The following is a 16503-nucleotide window of genomic DNA, read 5'->3' as shown; positions in this document are numbered from 1 at the left end:
CGCCAGACTAACCAGTCGGTATGTGTGAAAGGAAGGGTGACTGCAGCAACCTAAGGGACGCGACGAGTCACATACGGCCTGTACTTCCACACCCACGGAGGTCACCCCGATGCACCTGTCCAGACGGAACATGCTCGCATCAGCCACGCTGGCAGCCGTACCCCTGGCACCGGCCGGCGCCAAACCCCGCGAGCACCCCCAGACCGGTTTCGAGCGCCTCGCGGCCGACGGCTACTCCCTTCTCTCCGGCCAGAAGGTCGGTGTGGTCACGAACCCCACCGGCATCACCCGGGACGCCCGCCACATCGTCGACGTCATGCACGCCGACCCCCGCGTCAGGCTCACCGCCGTCTTCGGCCCGGAGCACGGCTTCCGGGGCACCGCCCAGGCCGGCGGCTCCGAGGGACGCTACGACGACCCCGCGACCGGACTGCCCGTCTACGACACCTACCTGAAGAGCGGCTCGCCGCTGGCCGACGTGTTCACGGCCTCCGGCGTCGACACGATCGTCTTCGACATCCAGGACGTCGGCGCCCGCTTCTACACGTACATCTGGACGCTCTACGACTGCATGGAGGCGGCCCAGCTCGCGGGCAAGCGGTTCGTCGTCCTCGACCGGCCCAACCCGGTCACCGGACGGTCCGCCCAGGGGCCGGTGCTGCACAAGGAGTTCGCCACGTTCGTCGGCCGGCAGCCGATCGCGCAGGCGCATGGGATGACGGTCGCCGAGCTGGCCCGGCTGTTCAACGGCGAGTTCCTCGCCGCCCCCGTACCGCTGGAGACCGTCCTGATGACGGGCTGGAAGCGGTCGCGGTTCTACGACGACTCCGGGCTGCCCTGGGTGCCGCCGAGCCCCAACATGCCCACTCCGGACACGGCATTGGTGTACTCCGGAACCTGCATGTTCGAGGGCACCAACCTCTCCGAGGGCCGGGGCACGACACGACCCTTCGAACTCCTAGGCGCCGACGGCATCGACGGGCGCTGGGCCGCCGCCGTGAACGAACTCGGGCTGCCGGGCGTCCGGTTCCGGGAGGCGTACTTCGCGCCCACCTTCTCCAAGTTCCAGGGCAAGACCGTCGGCGGCGTCCAGATCCACGTGACCGACCGGGCCGTCTACGACCCGGTGCGCACCGGGATCGCGCTGCTGGTGACCGCCAGGAAGGCGTGGACCGGCTTCGCCTGGCGTGCGGACAACTGGATCGACAAGCTGACCGGCTCCACGCGGGTGCGGACGATGATCGACGCGGGTGCCGGCACCGACGAGGTGACCGGTGCCTGGCAGGAGGAGCTGACGGCGTTCCAGCGGATTCGAAAGGAATATCTCCTCTACAACTGAGCCGCGTTGTATGGCCAACCCCGCCCCGCCGCAGGACGATGCGCCCGTATCGCACCGTTTCGGGGGCACAAGGGAGCCTGTGATGGCGGATCCTGGGATGAGCGTGACTCCCTACTGGGAGCTGACCTTCGACGCGGACGGGGACGTGGACCGCCCCGAACGCGACCGGCTGCTGACGCAGGTCACGGGCGAGGGCGTCCGTGACCTGATCGTCTTCGCGCACGGCTGGAACAACGACCGTACGGGCGCCACCGCGCTGTACCGCCGGTTCTTCGCGCCCGTCCCCCAGCTCGCGCCGGGGGCGCGGATCGGGTACGTGGGTGTGATCTGGCCGTCGATGCGGTTCAGCGACGAGCCGATCCCCGACTTCCCCCGGTCGGTGGCGGCCACCGAGGCGGAGGCGGCGCCGCGGTCCGCCCTGGACAAGGACACGCGGCGCGCGCTGCTGGAGGCGTTCCCGGGCCGGACCTCGGTGCTCGACCAGCTGGCCCGGCTGCTGGACGAGCAGCCGCGCGGGGAGGAGGGGCTGGCGGAGTTCGGGCGGCTGGTGCGGCTGCTGGTCGAGGCGCCGGGGCAGGCGCTCGCCGTGACCGACACGTCCGAGGAGGGCGACCCCGTCGTGTTCCATGGGGACACGACCGCCGCCTGCGAGGAGTTCGCCGAGGCCCTGATCGGACTCAACTCCCCTGCCGCACCGGCACAGTTCGGGTTGCCGAATCCCTGGGAGGGCGCCAAGGAGCTGCTGCGGCAGGCGACGTACTATGCGATGAAGCGGCGTGCCGGGACGGTCGGTGAGCACGGACTGGGGCCGGTGGTCGGTCAGTTGGCCCGCGCGGCGGCGGACGTGCGGGTGCATCTGGTCGGGCACAGCTTCGGCGGGCGGCTGGTGGCGTTCGCGCTGCGCGGGCTGCCCGCGGGGGTGCGCACGGTGAAGTCCGTGACCCTGCTCCAAGGAGCCTTCTCGCACTACGCGTTCGCCGAGCGGCTGCCGCACGACCATGACGCGGCGGGCGCGCTGCACGGCCGACAGGGCCGGATCGACGGCCCGCTGGTGTGCTGCCACTCGCGGTTCGACTCGGCGCTCGGCACCTTCTACCCGCTGGCCTCACGGATGGCGGACGACGACCGCTCGCTCACCGGGAACGCCGTCGGCGACCTGCTGGGCGTCCGCTGGGGCGCGATGGGCCACGACGGGGTGCAGGCGGTCCCCGGCACGGCCGGGCTGGATCTCGCGGGCGCGCTGCGGGGACCGCTGCCGGCCTCGGGGTGCGTGAACGTGGACGTGGCGTCCGTCGTCCGGCACGGCGGCCCGCCGGCCGGGGCGCACAGCGACATCGTGCACCCCGAACTGGCGCGGGTGGTCCTGGCGGCGGGCCGCATCACCTGACCCGCCGCCGGGTGGGTCACCGGACGTGTCACCGGTGCGCGGTGTACTCCACGACCTGCTGGTAGGTCGGCCGGTTCTGCCAGCTGATCCTGCCGTGCTTGATGCCGCCCAGGGCGCGCTGGGCGATGGAGTCGGCGCACCACTGGTCGCCGGCCGAGCACTGGTCGTCACCCGGGTAGACCTGGGCGGCGGTCAGGCCGGCGGCCTGCTTCAGCGTGCTGATCAGCGCGTCCCGGCAGGAGCCGAGGCTGCCGCCGCCGCAGTACGTCCGGGCCAGGCCGCCCTGCACGGGCTCGCCGAGGACCGCGCGGATGTCCTTGTCGACATAGCTCCACCAGCCGTACTGGAAGGAGCTTCCGGCGTGCGAGCCGGTCGGGCCGTGACCGGCGGACGGCGCCTCGTCCACGGGCAGGTTGCCGGTGATCGCGTTGTACAGGTCGCTGCCCAGTCCGGGTTCGAACTCCGCCTTGACCAGCAGCGGCCACCAGGCGTCCAGGATGCGGATCGCGTCCGCGTTGGCGTACGTCTTCGAACCCGCCGACGTCTCGGTGCGCCTGGCGCCCGCCGTCACCCATGCCTGGAGCTTGTTCACCGCGGCGGCCGCCGTGGAGTCGGTGACCGGCGAGGAGTTGATCACCTTCAGCAGCTTGGGCAGCACGTCCTCGGCGCGCAGGTCGGCGAGGGCCGCGTCCGCCATGGCCTGCACCAGCTTGGTGCGGGTCACCCCGCCGGCCGCGACGAGCTTCTTCACCCGGTCGTCCAGCAGGTTGCCGCGGTGCACGGAGCCGTTGCCCCAGGGCGCGGTCGTGTAGTCCTTGGCCTGCTTGTTGTTCCAGGAGATGTAGTAGTCCTGGTCGACGGAGTTGGGGTGGGCGGAGGCCGGGGTGTAGTCGGCCGTGTTGGCGGCCGGATCCCAGTTCCGCCACTCGTACGCGGGCTGCGCCCACACCGGGAACTCGGCGTCGACACCGGCGGCCCGGACGGGGTTGTCACCGCTGTTGTAGTACGCGGTGTGCTGGGAGTCGGCGTAGAACCAGTTGAAGGTGTAGTTGATGTGCTGGGCCGCGCTCTGGAAGCCCCCCGGGCCCTTGACGTAGTCGGGGTCGTTCAGCATCTGGAAGCCGATGATCGAGTCGGCCTCGTGCAGGTAGGAGGAGCGCAAGGTGGTGTAGGCGACCTTCTTGCCGCCGACGGTGGCCCGGTACTCCACCGGCCCGTACTTGGTGCGCCACGCCCGCATGGTGTACGAGCCCGCCGGCGTGCCGTCGGCCGTGGTCGGCGTCCAGGAGTTCTTCTGCTCGACCTTGTCCATGGCCGTGCAGGTGCCGTGGTACAGGTAGTGGTAGTCGTCCTGGCACAGTTCGACGGCGTAGGTGTCGATGATGTCCTGGCCGGACGTGGTCGCGCTCCAGGAGTAGTCCTGGCCGCGGCCGAGTTCGACGTACATGCTCAGGCCCGCGAAGGAGGCGCCGCGGGCGCTGATGCCGGGGCCCTGGATCTCCTGGAGCATGAGCAGCTGCGGGGCGAAGTAGCCGGTCTGCGGTCCGAAGACGGCGATGGGGTGGCCGCTCGCGGTGTATTTGCCACTGACCACGAGGGCGTTGGACATGCCGCGCCGGGCGGAGGTGAGGGCGGTCTTCGCGGCCGTGGCGGAGGTCTTCGCGGCGCTCGCGGAGGCCGCGCTGCCGGTGCGGTCGTAGACGAGCGGTTCCTGGGTGACCGAGCCGGCGTCGGGCAGGGCCTCGCCCTGTGCGGTGGCGGGCCTGGTCACGTACGGGAAGCTCTCGCCGTTGTGCACGGTGAGGGCGGCCTCGGGGTCGTTGCGCTCGCGGAAGGACTCCCAGACCCTGGTGCCCTCCTCGACGCCGTACTTGGACTGGGCGGCGATCAGGGACAGCGCGTTGCCCACCTCGCCGCCGCCTCCGGAGCCGAACAGCGAGCCGATGACGGAGGCCAGCGCCACCAGGTCGGTGACCTTGAAGTGGGCGATGGTGCCGGCGTTGGTGATCGCGTCCTTGTGGCCGGTCAGGACGTACTCGCCGGGGAAGTAACGGCCGCTGTCGGAGGCGTCGATGTAGGCGTTGATCCCGTCGAGGTAGGCGTTGACGTCCGCGAGCGCCTGCTGCCCGCGCGCTCCGTTGCTCGCCACGGCGCGGTCGATCTGCGCCTGGAGGTCGGCCTCGGTGTACGGCGCGTTGCGGTAGAACTGCTGCTCCAGGCCCTGGTTGGCGGCCGCGCCGCCCGCGAAGGAGGTCAGCTGGCCGCGGCCCACGTGCCGGAAGACGTCCATCAGCCACAGCCGGTCCTCGGCGGCCGCGTAACCGGCGCCGAACTCGGTGCCGTACCGGGTGGTGCCCGTGATGTGCGGCACACCGGACTTCTTGTCCCGGACGATCGTCACGTCACCGCGGCCGGCCGGCTTCTCGGAGGAGGCGACCTGGTCGGAGGGGACGCCGAACGACGCGTCGTTGAAGAAGGTGTTGATCTTCGCGTCGGTGAGGCCGGAGTAGCCGGTCGCGAGGCCCGCGTACGGGCCGAGCTGGTCCTCGGCGTGGGAGGGCTGGGTGCCGAACATCTGGTTGAGCAGGATCTGGGCGAGGGTGGCATTGCCGTTCTCGCCGGGCGGCAGGATGTCGGAACACTGGCCGCCGCAGTAGTCGTTCGAGGCCGTGATGCTCGGCGCGGCCACGGCCTGGGTGAGCGGGGAGAGAAGGCCGGCGATCAGAACGCAGACGGATGCCGTCTTCAGGAACCCGGAGAGCTTGCGGGGAGTTCTCAGTTTGTCGAACAACACGTTGCGTGGGGTGCGCCGTGTCATGGGGCAGCTCCTCCCGACGGGGGTGGCCGGACGTTACCGCCGGTATCCCCGAGTTGGAAGGTGAACATGCGTCAAGTTTTGGTGTCCCGGGGCCCGGTGACCGCGTCAACCCGGGCCGCCTTATGGGAGGGCATCGGAAATCGGATGGAGCCGGATCGTGTGTCGATACGTCTACTCGGCGATGTCGCGCGACGCGTGCGGCGACACCGAAGTGACCGAAGAGCGAACGCAGATGTGACGGAGGTGCAGGGCCATGGCCGGATTCCGAAGTCTGGCGAGACAGGTGCGCGATCCGCGGTGTGATCTGGCGCTACGGCGCTACTCACTGCGCAAGTGCCTGGAGCGGTTCGCTCCTTATGGGCACCGGGCGACCTGGGACCATCTGTGCTCCCGGGCCGGTTTCGGACCCGAGGACCGCTCCCCCGATCCGGCGCGGCTCGTGGCCGCGCTGGAGGAGCTGGAGGAGGCGCGGGCGGTGTGGCTGGCCTATGAGGCCGACTTCGCGGAACGCCGCAGGAAGGAGAAGCACGACGGGCTGCGCCGGCCCGGCAGTGTGGACGACTGGCACCGGATGACCTGGGGCGGGTTCGGGGTCGCCTGGTGCGACGACCCGGGGGTCCACCCCGACGAGCCTCTCGCGGAGGTGCTGCGCCGGCTGATCGCCGCGCTGGAGCGCGAGCCGGGCTCGGCCTGCCCGGTGTGCGGCGGAGAGCGCCTGAGGTGGACGTACGGCCTGGTCCACGAGCCGTCGTCCGGTCCGGTCTGCACGGACTGCGGCATCCTCGTGCCCCGGCCCGTACTCACGCCCCGGACACTGGAGTCCGCACGCCGCGAACCACTGCTGATGTCGGCCTGACCGAGTGACCGACGGGGGCCTGACCGAGTGACCGACGGGGGCCTGACCGCCCGACCAACGGGGGCTTCACCGCCCGACCGACGAGGGCCCGACCGTACGACCGACGGGGGCCTGACCGTACGGCCAACGGGGGCCTGACCGAGTGACCCCGACGGGGGCCCGCCCGGCTGACCGAGGGGCCCGACCGACCGACGGGGAGGGAAACCCGGGGGGTGTGCCGGGGATGCCGCACCCCCTGCCTGACCTCGCCTCGGGACCGTTGTCAGTGGCGACTGGCACCATCGGGGCATGATGCAGGTCTGTCTCAACGGGCGCCGCTCGGCCGCCGACGGCGCGTGCGTGCCGCTGTCGCCGCGGGAGTTGGCGCGGTCCGCCGCGGATGCGGTCGCGGCCGGTGCCACGGAGGTGCACGTCCATCCGAAGACGCCCTGCGGGCACGACAGCCTGTCCCCACGGGTGCTCGCCCCGACACTCGAAGCGATACGGGCGTCTGCGTCGGTGCCGGTCGGAGTGACCACCGGCGCCTGGGCCGAACCCGATCCCGCGGCCCGCCTCGACCGGGTGCGCGGCTGGACGGTGCTGCCCGACTTCGCCTCGGTCAACTGGCACGAGCCGGGCGCCGAAGAGGTCGCCGAGCAGCTGCTGGCCATGGGCATCGGCGTGGAGGCGGGGATCTGGTCCGGCACCGACGGAGCGGCCCGCTTCGCGGCCTCGCCGCTGGGGCCGAGGGTGCTGCGCGTGCTCGCGGAAGTGACCGACCCGGACCCGGTGACGGCGGAGACATCCGCGCGGGCCCTGCTGGCCGAGCTGGACGACGCCCACGGCCGACCCGTGCTGCTGCACGGCGAGGAGGGCGGCACCTGGCCGGTGCTGCGACTGGCCGGCCGCCTCGGCCTGGCGACCCGGATCGGCCTGGAGGACACGCTGTTCCTGCCGGACGGGGAACGGGCCTCGTCCAACGCTCAGTTGGTGGCGGAGGGGCTGGTCCAGTACGGATCGTTCCAGCGCTCGTCGTAGGGCAGACCGACGAGTCGGGCCTGGATCGCCAGATCCTCCTCCCCCTGGGCGCGTAGCCGCGCGGGTGCGTGCCGGGCGAACCAGGCCTGGAGTTCGGCGATGCCGGCGGCCTCGTCGTCCCGGGTCCACCACGTGAACGGCCAGTCGTCGTAGATCAGCGAGTGCAGCCACGCGCTCGCGCAGCGGACGAGGTGGGCGTCGGCGGCGGGATGGGCGTCCCACCGGTCGAGCAGCGGGGTCATCGTGCGCAGGATCGCGCCGCACGTCTCGAACACGTCGGCGACGGGGTACGGCGGCTCGGGCGCGGTCAGCGCGTCGTACCACCAGGCGAGGACGAAGGCCTCGACGGCGGCGGCCTGCTTCCGCGGCCAGGACCGCCAGTCCACCCGGCTCAGCCCGTGGTGCCACCAGCCGACGCCGTCCAGGCTGCCGTCCGCCATCGCCCGGGCGCACTGCGGCAGCAGACGCCGCATCACGGCGGCGTGGTCCTCGAAGTGGAGCGGGTGCTTGAACACGAACCGGCCGACCAGTTCGAGCGGTACGCGTGTGTACGGCGTGCGCAGATACACCGTCTCCTCCGGCCCGAAACAGAGCTCGCAGCCGGTCTCGTGCGGGCTGGAGAAGCCGTTGAAGACCGTCTCGATGTCCGCGAGGGCGGCGTCAAGAGAAGGAGTGAGCAAGGGAGTTGGCCCCTTCATGACTCCGGGCGCAGTGTCGCCACCGGCCGAAGATCGCGACGTTAGCAGGCCCTAATCCGGTCGCTCCACCCATTTCGCGTGCGGACAGTGGGAGGCGATGAAACCGAGCTGACACACCCACACCCGGCATTCCGAGGAGTCTCCATGTCGACGCTGCGCGTCACCGCCGAAGTGCTGACCGTGCACGAGCATCCGAACGCCGATGCGCTGGAACTGGCCCAGGTGGGCCTGTACCGGGCGGTCGTCGCCAAGGGCGCGTACCGCACCGGCGAGGCCGCCGTGTACATCCCCGAGCAGTCCGTGCTCCCGGCCGGGCTGATCGAGGAGCTGGGGCTGACCGGGCGACTGGCGGGCGGTGAGGCGAACCGGGTGAAGGCGGTACGGCTGCGGGGTGAGCTGTCGCAGGGCATCGTGTGCCGGCCGCGGGCGCTGGCGGACGTCGACCTGGCGCGGGCGGCGGCGCAGGGCACGGACTTCGCGGAGCGGCTGGGCATCACCAAGTGGGTGCCGCCGATCCCGCCGACAATGAGCGGGGACGTCGAGTCGGCGCCGGATCTGCTGCCCTGGGTCGACATCGAGAACATCCAGCGCTATCCGGACGTCTTCACCCCGGGCGAGCCGGTCGTCCTGACGGAGAAGCTGCACGGTTCGGCCTGCCTGCTGACGTATGTCGCCGACGAGGGGCGAGTGTACGTGTCCTCCAAGGGCTTCGGGGCGAAGTCCTTGGCGCTGACGGAGGATTCGCGGAACCTGTACTGGCGGGCCGTGCGGGGACACGGGGTCGCCGAGGCCGCGGCGCGGCTCTGCGAGCGGCTCGGCGCCACGCGGGTCGGCATCTTCGGGGAGGTCTACGGCGCCGGCGTCCAGGACCTGACCTACGGCGCCGACGGCCGACGGGACACGCTCGGCTACGCCGCGTTCGACGTCTCCGCGGAGCTGGACGGCGCGGTGCGGTGGCTGGACCCGGCCGAAGTGCTGGACGGCGAGCTGCCGTTGGTGCCTCGGCTGTTCTCCGGGCCGTACGACATCGAGCGGGTGCTGGAGTTGGCGAGCGGCCGGGAGACGGTGTCGGGGAAGGGTCTGCATCTCCGGGAGGGCGTGGTGATACGGCCCGTCGTCGAGCGGTACAGCCCCGTGACCGGGGGCCGGGCCATCGCCAAGGCGGTCAGCCCCGCGTACCTGACGCGCAAGGGCGGAACCGAGTACGAGTAGGGTCGCCGGCTGCCCGGCGCCGGGGCCGGGCCGGGCAGCGGCCCGGCTCCGCCGTCAGCGGCCCTCCGCCATGAGGCGGGAGCCGGCCCGGCGCTCGCCGAAGACGTCGTCCGGGTTGGACAGCACGCACGTGTCCAGGGACAGGCAGCCGCAGCCGATGCAGTCCGTGAGGTGGTCGCGGAGGCGGTTGAGCTGCTTGATGCGGTCGTCGAGTTCCGAGCGCCACGCCTCCGACAGGCGGGCCCAGTCCTCGCGGGTCGGCGTCCGCTCCTCGGGGAGTTGCGCGAGGGCCTCGCGGATCGTGGCCAGGGGGATGCCCACCCGCTGGGCCGCGCGGACGAAGGCGACGCGGCGGAGCGTGTCGCGGGTGTAGCGACGTTGGTTGCCGGCGGTGCGGCGGCTGGTGATCAGGCCCTTCGCCTCGTAGAAGTGCAGCGCGGAGACGGCGGCGCCGCTGCGCGCGGACAACTGGCCGACGGTCAGCTCGTGGATCTTCTCGGGAATCTGGGGCACCCCTCCAAGCCTACCGACCCCGGACGGCCCCCCATCCGTTGACATCGCCCCCGTACCCGACCATGCTAAGCAGTTGCTTAGACACGCGAGCGAGAGGCCGGGATCATGGCAGAACCGAGGACCTTCACCTCCCCCGACGAGCTGAAGGCCGCCGTGGGCGAGCAGCTGGGCCACACCGACTGGCTGGAGGTCGACCAGAAGCGGATCGACCTGTTCGCCGACGCCACCGGGGACCACCAGTGGATCCACGTGGATCCGGAGAAGGCCGCGGCGGGCCCGTTCAAGACCACCATCGCCCACGGCTATCTCACGCTCTCGCTGCTCCCGCTCTTCGGCCCGCAGCTGATCAACGTCGAGGGCGTGAAGATGGGCGTCAACTACGGGACGAACAAGGTCCGCTTCCCCTCCCCCGTCCCCGTCGGCTCCCGCCTGCGCGCCACCGGGAAGATCACCGGCGTCGAGGACGTCCCGGGCGGCATCCAGGTGACCATCGCCTTCACGGTGGAGCGCGAGGGCGGCGACAAGCCGGTGTGCGTGGCGGAGTCGGTCTCCCGGTACTACCTCTGAGCCACTACCCCTGCGACGCCTGGGACGCCTTGCCGGCGCCCACCATCCGCAGCACGAGGTCGGCGTAGAGCGCGCCGACCTCCTCGGGGGTGTAGGGGCCGTCCACGTTGAACCAGCGGGCCACGTCGATGCACAGCGACAGCACGGCCAGCGTGGTGCCCTGCACGTCCAGCACGTCGAACTCGCCCGAGGCCACGCCGTCCTCGACGATGCCGCGCACCTCGGCGTCCACCTGGCGGCGCAGCGCGACGATCTCGGCGCGGGCCTCCGGGCCGAGCGCGTCCAGTTCGTACTGGACGACGCGCGCCGTGGTGCGCCGCCCGGCGTGCCAGCGGACGAAGGAGCTGACGGCGTCGGCGAGCCGCTCCGCGGCCGTGCCCTCGCGCCCGGCCGCGGTGCGCAGGATGTCCAGGGCCTTGTCGTGGCCGATCCGGCTGATCCGGTGGAGCAGCTCTTCCTTGGTCTTGTAGTGGATGTAGAGCGCGGCCGGGCTCATGCCGGCGCGGCCCGCGATGTCGCGGGTGGTCGTCGCGTGGTAGCCGCGCTCGGCGAAGGCCTCCACGGCGGCGACGAGCAGCCGCCGCGCCGCGTCAGGGGTGACCTCGTCCCACGGCTCGGCCTCGCCGCCGGTCGTCTCCTCCGCCGTACTCATCGCTCGCTCGCCCCTCTCGGTGACAGGAGCACCACCATACCGCCGAAGGTGAGCGGCCGCTTAGAGCACCCGCTCGGATCCGGCCTGCTCAGAGCTTCTCGAAGGGGTCGTGCTCGGCGAGGAGCTTCTCCAGCCGCGCCTGGTCGACCCGGCTCACGATCTGCCCCGCCTCCTGTCGGTCCCGGATGACCTTGGCCAGGGTGAAGGCGGAGGTGACAAGGTACAGGACCGCGATCGCCAGGAAGGCGCGGACCCAGGCGTTGGTGTCCAGCTGGTAGATGCCGACGGCGGTCGCCGACATGGCGACGGCGAAGGAGGCGACGGCCTGCCCGTAGAACGCGGCCGTACTCTGCTGCTTGACCGGTGTGTCACTCATGGGACAAGCCTCGCCCGGCAGCGTCCCCGGCACATCCGCCGGCGTACTCAGACGCGTACTCAGAAACCGGACGCGGACGTGTACTCAGAAAGCCGGACGCCGGACGCGCGCCCAGAAGGCCGGGCGCGTGCTCAGAACGCCGAAACTCCCGTCAGCGCCCGCCCGATGAGCAGCTTCTGAATCTGGCTGGTGCCTTCGTAGAGGGTCATCACGCGGGCGTCACGCAGGAGTTTGCCGACCGGGTACTCGTCGATGTAGCCGTAGCCGCCGAAGACCTGGAGGGCGTTGTTGGCGGCGCGCACGGCCGCCTCGGAGGCGAACAGCTTGGCCTTGGAGGACTCGACCGCGAACGGCTGTCCCCGGTCGATCAGGTCGGCGACCCGCCAGGTCAGCAGCCGGGCCGCGTCCACGTCGACGGCGATGTCGCTGATCAGCTCCTGCACCAGCTGGTGCTGGGCGATCGACTTGCCGAACTGCTCGCGCTCACCGGCGTACCGCACGGCCGCGTCCAGGGCGGCCTGAGCTATGCCGACGCAGCCCGCGGCGACCGACATCCGGCCCTTGGCCAGGGCGGACATGGCGACCGAGAAGCCCTTGCCCTCCTCGCCGACCAGGGCCGAGGCGGGCACCCGGACGTCCTCCAGCACCAGTTCGGCGGTGGCCTGGCCGCGCAGGCCGAGCTTGCCGTGGATGGTGCGGCGGGTCAGGCCGGGGGTGTCGGTGGGCACGAGGAAGGCGGAGACGCCCTTGTGGCCGGGGGCGTCCGTGGAGCGGGCGAAGAGGAGGACGACGTCGGCCCAGGTGCCGTTCGTGATGAACATCTTGGTGCCGCTCAGCACGTAGTCGTCGCCGTCGCGCACCGCGCGAGTGGTGAGGTTGCCCGCGTCGGAGCCGGTGCCCGGCTCGGTGAGCCCGAAGCAGCCGACGTACTCGCCGGCGGTCAGCCCGGGCAGCCAGCGCCTCTTCTGCTCCTCGCTCCCCCAGGCCGCGATCGACTTGGCGACCAGCCCGAGGGACACGGAGACGATGCCGCGGACCGAGGAGTCGCCGCGCCCCAGCTCCTCGGTGACCAGGCAGTACGCGAGGTGGTCGCCGCCCGAGCCACCGTACTCCTCGTCGATGGTCAGGCCCAGGAAGCCGACCTCGCCGAGCTTCTTCACGATGCCCCGGTCGACCTCCTCGGCGCGGTCCCAGGCGATCACGTGGGGGGCGATCTCGCGCTCCACGAAGTCACGGGCGAGCCGCCGTACGGCGGCCTGCTCCTCGCTCAGCTCCAGGTTCACCACGCGATCACCCCACACCAGACAGAGACAGACGAGACTTACAGGACATACGAGTCGTATACGGCCGACGGATCTTGAAAGCCGTACATTTAAATTAGCACTGCTAGTTTCTGCTCGCAGCCCTACTATGTGCGCCATGGCCCGACCACGCAAGCCCCTCCTCAGCACCGACCGGATCGTCGAGACGGCCCGGGAACTCGTGGACGCGGAGGGCCTGGCGGCCGTCTCCACCCGGCGGCTCGCCGCCGAACTGGGGGTGAGCGGGCCCTCGCTCTACAACCACTTCCGCACCAAGGACGAGATCCTTGAGGCGGTCGCGGACTCGGTGAGCGGGCTGGTGGACCTGTCGATGTTCGAGGACGGCCGGGACTGGCGGACCGCGCTGCACGACTGGGCGGTCTCCTACCGGGCCGCCCTGCGCGACCACCCGAACATCGTCCCGGTCCTGGCGCGCGGTCCCGGCCGCCGCCCGGCCGCGCTGCGGCTGGCCGACGCGGTGTACGGCGCGATGGTCGAGGCGGGCTGGCCGCCGGCGCAGGCGACCTCCATCGGCGCGCTGATGCGGTACTTCATCATGGGCTCCGCGCTCGGCTCCTTCGCCGGGGGCTTCGTGGACGACGCGAGCGCGTACGACCCCGCCGACTATCCCCACCTCGGGCAGGCGCATCTGCTCGCCGAGCAGCAGGAGAAGATCGACGAGCGGGCCTTCGAGGCCGGGCTGACGGCACTGCTGGACGGGCTGGCGCAGCAGTACGAGCAGGTGCGGCAGGGCGTGCAGCGATAGTTCGGCCATGGCCGAAGTGTCCGTGACGCATGCTGGGGTGCATGACCGCCAAGGACTTCCAGCGCTCCCAGGACTCCCAGGCCGCCGGCCTCGCCTCGCTCGCCGCGCTCATCGCCGACGAGACCCGGGCCGCATGTCTGCTGGCCCTCCTCGACGGGCGCGCCTGGACCGCCGGTGAGCTGGCCCGGCTCGCCGGGGTCGCCCCGTCCACGCTGAGCGAGCATCTGGGCAAGCTGGTCGCGGGCGGGCTGCTCGCGCAGGAGCGGCAGGGACGGCACCGGTACGTGCGGCTGGCCGACGCGCGGGTGGCCCAGCTGGTCGAGGATCTGGCGGCGCAGGTGCAGGTGGGCGTGCCCGGGGCGGGGATACGGCAGCAGGGCCGCACGCTGCGGGAGGCGAGCGCCCGTTCCGCGATGGCCCGAGGCCGCACCTGCTACGACCACCTGGCCGGCCGGCTCGGGATCGCGGTCACCGACGCGCTGACCTCGCGGGGCCTGCTGCGGCAGGACACCGGGTTCGCGCTGACGGACGCGGGGCTGGAGTGGTTCGGCGCGGTGGGTATCGCCCTCGACCGGTCCACCCGGCGTCCACTGGCCCGCGCCTGCCTCGACTGGACCGAGCGCCGGCCGCACCTCGCGGGCACGGCGGGCGCCGCGCTGTGCCGGTATGCGCTGGACACGGGGTGGTGCGTCCGCATCGGCTCCGAGCGAGCCGTGAAGGTGACTTCGTCGGGCGAGCGCGCGCTGTTCGAGTTGCTGGGCATCGAGACGGAGCGGTTGTCCTGAGTCCGGCCAGGGGTGGGGGCGACCCCCACCCCTGGCAGCAGCACCGGCCCGCAAGAGACTCCGTCCGATTTCCGCCAGCCGGAACCTCAGCCGCTTCCTAGCCTCGGGAGACGTGATGAAGACCGATGCGCACCGCCCTCACCTGCTCGCGACCGCTGCCGCCGTCGTCACCGTCGTGCTGTGGGCGTCCGCCTTCGTGGCGATCCGGAGTGCCGGGGACGCCTACTCGCCTGGGGCGCTCGCGCTCGGGCGGCTGCTCGCGGGGGCCGTCGCGCTGGGTGCCCTCTGTGTCGTACGGCGGGAGGGGTGGCCTCCGCGCAGCGCCTGGCGGGGCATCGGGTTGTCCGGGGTGCTGTGGTTCGGGTTCTACATGGTTGCGCTGAACTGGGGCGAGCAGCAGGTGGACGCCGGTACCGCCGCCCTCGTCGTGAACGTCGGCCCGCTGCTGATCGCCCTGCTCGGGGCCCGGCTGCTCGGTGATGCGATGCCGCCCCGGCTGCTGGCGGGGATGGGGGTGTCGTTCGCCGGTGCGGTGACCGTGGGGCTGTCGATGTCGTCCGGGGGCGGGTCCTCGGTGCTCGGGGTGGTGCTGTGTCTGCTCGCGGCGATGGCGTACGCGGCCGGGGTCGTGGCGCAGAAGCCCGCTCTCGGGCGGGCGAGCGCCCTGCAGGTGACCACCTTCGGGTGTCTCGTCGGCGCGGTGGTGTGTCTGCCGTTCGCCGGGCAACTGGTCACGGACGCGGCGCACGCACCCGTGTCGGCGACCCTCGACATGGTGTACCTGGGCGTCTTCCCGACCGCGCTCGCCTTCACCACCTGGGCCTATGCGCTGGCACGCACCACCGCCAGCCGGATGGGGGCGACGACGTACGCCGTACCGGCGCTGGTCGTGCTGATGTCGTGGCTGGTGCTCGGTGAGGTGCCGGGGCTGCTCACGCTGGCGGGTGGTGTGCTGTGTCTGGCCGGCGTGGCCGTGTCCCGGACCCGGACCCGGCCGCACGCGCGAGCGGTGGTAACCGCGGCGGAGGTCACTCCGCAGCCGCTGTCCGAAGGGGCTTCGGAGACCGGGCCGGGGCGCTGAACGCGCCCTGTCCGCCGGCGCATTGCGCGTGGGCCGGGAAGTGCGGCTAGAAGATCACCAGCGCGCGGCCTCCCTTGCCCGCGAGCATGTTGTCGAAGGCGGCCGGGATCTCCTTCAGGGTGATGCGGTCGGTGACCAGGGTCGAGAGGTCCAGGCGGCCCTGTCGTACGTGCTCGGCGAGGACCGGCAGGTCGCGGGCGGGGTCGGTGTTGCCGTAGACGCAGCCGGAGAGGGTGCGGCCCCAGTGGAAGAGCTCCAGGGCGTTGAAGGTGACCTCCTGGTCCTTGCCGCCGATGCCGACGACGGTCGTACGGCCGCCCCGGCGGGTGGACTCCCAGGCGGCGCGGATGGTGACCGCGCGGCCGACGCACTCCACGGAGACGTCGACGCCCTGCTTGCCGGTGAGGGTGCGGATCTCGCGGGGGGTGTTCTCGGAGGCGACGACATAGTCGGTGGCGCCGGCCGCCCGGGCCAGTTCCTCCTTCTCCGGGGAGATGTCGACCGCGATGACGCGGGACGCTCCCGCGATGCGCGCCGACTGGAGGGTGGCCAGGCCCACGCCGCCGACGCCGAACACGGCGACCGTCTCGCCGGGCTGGACCCGGGCCGAGTGGTGGACGGCGCCGTAGCCGGTGAGCACGGCGCAGCCGAGGAGGGCGGCGTCCACCAGCGGCACCCCGTCCGGCAGGGGCAGCACGCAGGACGCGGAGACCACGGTCTCCTCGGCGAACGCGGCGACGTTCAGGCCGGGGTGGAGGTCGGTGCCGTCGGCGGTGCGGGCGTAGACGTCGGCGGCGCCGTTCATCGCGTTGGCGCACAGCCAGACCTCGCCGAGCGTGCAGGCGTGGCAGCTGCCGCAGGACGGCGCCCAGTTGAGGACCACGGGGTCGCCCGGGGAGACGTGGGTGACGCCCTCCCCCACGGCGACCACCGTGCCGGCGCCCTCGTGGCCGAGGACCGCCGGGACCGGCACCCGCATGGTGCCGTTGGACAGGGACAGGTCGGAGTGGCAGACCCCGGCGGCGGCGAGGCGGACCCGGACCTGTCCGGGACCGGGGTCGGGCAGCTCGATGTCGGTGATCTCCAACTGCGCGCCGACGGCGGGCAGGACGGCGGCTCGTACGGCCATGACTCG

General features: G+C 71.8%; 16 protein-coding genes. 9 read left to right on the top strand and 7 right to left on the bottom strand.

What is annotated here, in order from left to right; all coding sequences use genetic code 11:
* Positions 1 to 109 precede the first annotated feature (109 nt).
* Together ABZ865_RS37215 and ABZ865_RS37210 are read left to right on the top strand one after the other, a co-directional pair.
* Positions 110 to 1339 (top strand): DUF1343 domain-containing protein, encoded by a 1230-nt coding sequence (locus ABZ865_RS37215; protein ID WP_361240276.1) that lies wholly within the window; start codon positions 110 to 112, stop codon positions 1337 to 1339.
* An 82-nt stretch (positions 1340 to 1421) separates the two neighbouring features.
* Positions 1422 to 2726 carry a serine-threonine protein kinase gene (locus ABZ865_RS37210; RefSeq protein WP_361240274.1) on the top strand — a complete coding sequence of 435 codons (1305 nt, stop codon included), beginning with the start codon at positions 1422 to 1424 and terminating at the stop codon, positions 2724 to 2726.
* 28 nt (positions 2727 to 2754) lie between these two features.
* Here the strand turns inward: ABZ865_RS37210 and ABZ865_RS37205 are convergent, their stop codons facing one another.
* Positions 2755 to 5544, bottom strand: a complete 2790-nt coding sequence (locus ABZ865_RS37205; protein WP_361240272.1) for a penicillin acylase family protein — start codon at positions 5542 to 5544, stop codon at positions 2755 to 2757.
* A gap of 253 nt (positions 5545 to 5797) precedes the next feature.
* Here ABZ865_RS37205 and ABZ865_RS37200 point away from each other — a divergent pair, with 253 nt between their 5' ends.
* Both ABZ865_RS37200 and ABZ865_RS37195 read left to right on the top strand, forming a co-directional pair.
* Positions 5798 to 6400 (top strand): hypothetical protein, encoded by a 603-nt coding sequence (locus ABZ865_RS37200; RefSeq protein ID WP_361240270.1) that lies wholly within the window; start codon positions 5798 to 5800, stop codon positions 6398 to 6400.
* Between the two features lie 288 nt (positions 6401 to 6688).
* The gene (locus tag ABZ865_RS37195; RefSeq protein ID WP_361240268.1) at positions 6689 to 7417 is read left to right on the top strand and encodes a 3-keto-5-aminohexanoate cleavage protein; all 729 of its coding nucleotides are present in this window, start codon (positions 6689 to 6691) and stop codon (positions 7415 to 7417) included.
* On the opposite strand, the gene ABZ865_RS37190 is transcribed toward ABZ865_RS37195, so the two are convergent.
* Complete coding sequence (locus ABZ865_RS37190; protein WP_361240266.1) at positions 7363 to 8097, bottom strand: hypothetical protein; 735 nt, start codon at positions 8095 to 8097, stop codon at positions 7363 to 7365. The two genes, ABZ865_RS37195 and ABZ865_RS37190, sit on opposite strands and share 55 nt — an antisense overlap.
* 162 nt (positions 8098 to 8259) lie before the next feature.
* Between ABZ865_RS37190 and ABZ865_RS37185 the strand changes: the two genes are divergently transcribed.
* Positions 8260 to 9327, top strand: coding sequence for an RNA ligase (ATP) (locus ABZ865_RS37185; protein WP_361240264.1), 1068 nt, complete (start codon positions 8260 to 8262; stop codon positions 9325 to 9327).
* Positions 9328 to 9381: 54 nt separating this feature from the next.
* Here the strand turns inward: ABZ865_RS37185 and soxR are convergent, their stop codons facing one another.
* Positions 9382 to 9840, bottom strand: coding sequence for a redox-sensitive transcriptional activator SoxR (soxR, locus tag ABZ865_RS37180; RefSeq protein WP_361240262.1), 459 nt, complete (start codon positions 9838 to 9840; stop codon positions 9382 to 9384).
* Between the two features lie 105 nt (positions 9841 to 9945).
* Between soxR and ABZ865_RS37175 the strand changes: the two genes are divergently transcribed.
* Positions 9946 to 10407 carry a MaoC family dehydratase gene (locus ABZ865_RS37175; RefSeq protein WP_361240260.1) on the top strand — a complete coding sequence of 154 codons (462 nt, stop codon included), beginning with the start codon at positions 9946 to 9948 and terminating at the stop codon, positions 10405 to 10407.
* A 4-nt stretch (positions 10408 to 10411) separates the two neighbouring features.
* Here ABZ865_RS37175 and ABZ865_RS37170 read toward each other — a convergent pair whose 3' ends face one another.
* The 3 genes from ABZ865_RS37170 to ABZ865_RS37160 all read right to left on the bottom strand — a co-directional run bounded on the left by ABZ865_RS37170 (position 10412) and on the right by ABZ865_RS37160 (position 12718).
* On the bottom strand, positions 10412 to 11059 hold the full coding sequence (locus ABZ865_RS37170; RefSeq protein WP_361240258.1) for a TetR/AcrR family transcriptional regulator: 648 nt from the start codon (positions 11057 to 11059) through the stop codon (positions 10412 to 10414).
* A gap of 88 nt (positions 11060 to 11147) precedes the next feature.
* Positions 11148 to 11435 carry a YiaA/YiaB family inner membrane protein gene (locus ABZ865_RS37165; RefSeq protein ID WP_100825353.1) on the bottom strand — a complete coding sequence of 96 codons (288 nt, stop codon included), beginning with the start codon at positions 11433 to 11435 and terminating at the stop codon, positions 11148 to 11150.
* Between the two features lie 131 nt (positions 11436 to 11566).
* On the bottom strand, positions 11567 to 12718 hold the full coding sequence (locus ABZ865_RS37160) for an acyl-CoA dehydrogenase family protein (RefSeq protein WP_361240428.1): 1152 nt from the start codon (positions 12716 to 12718) through the stop codon (positions 11567 to 11569).
* Between the two features lie 136 nt (positions 12719 to 12854).
* Between ABZ865_RS37160 and ABZ865_RS37155 the strand changes: the two genes are divergently transcribed.
* The 3 genes from ABZ865_RS37155 (at position 12855) to ABZ865_RS37145 (ending at position 15368) form a co-directional block, all read left to right on the top strand.
* Positions 12855 to 13502, top strand: coding sequence for a TetR/AcrR family transcriptional regulator C-terminal domain-containing protein (locus ABZ865_RS37155; protein ID WP_100825355.1), 648 nt, complete (start codon positions 12855 to 12857; stop codon positions 13500 to 13502).
* A 41-nt stretch (positions 13503 to 13543) separates the two neighbouring features.
* Positions 13544 to 14287 carry a winged helix-turn-helix domain-containing protein gene (locus ABZ865_RS37150; RefSeq protein ID WP_361240256.1) on the top strand — a complete coding sequence of 248 codons (744 nt, stop codon included), beginning with the start codon at positions 13544 to 13546 and terminating at the stop codon, positions 14285 to 14287.
* 115 nt (positions 14288 to 14402) lie between these two features.
* Entirely contained in the window at positions 14403 to 15368 is a 966-nt protein-coding gene (locus ABZ865_RS37145) for a DMT family transporter (protein WP_361240254.1), read from the top strand.
* A 46-nt stretch (positions 15369 to 15414) separates the two neighbouring features.
* Here the strand turns inward: ABZ865_RS37145 and ABZ865_RS37140 are convergent, their stop codons facing one another.
* On the bottom strand, positions 15415 to 16497 hold the full coding sequence (locus ABZ865_RS37140) for a Zn-dependent alcohol dehydrogenase (protein WP_361240252.1): 1083 nt from the start codon (positions 16495 to 16497) through the stop codon (positions 15415 to 15417).
* Positions 16498 to 16503 lie beyond the last annotated feature (6 nt).

It is taken from the genome of Streptomyces sp. NPDC047085 (assembly GCF_040643735.1).
Taxonomy (GTDB): Bacteria; Actinomycetota; Actinomycetes; order Streptomycetales; family Streptomycetaceae; genus Streptomyces.
The sequence above is the reverse complement of the archived record's forward strand: the minus strand, read 5'-3'. Positions and strand labels throughout refer to the sequence as shown.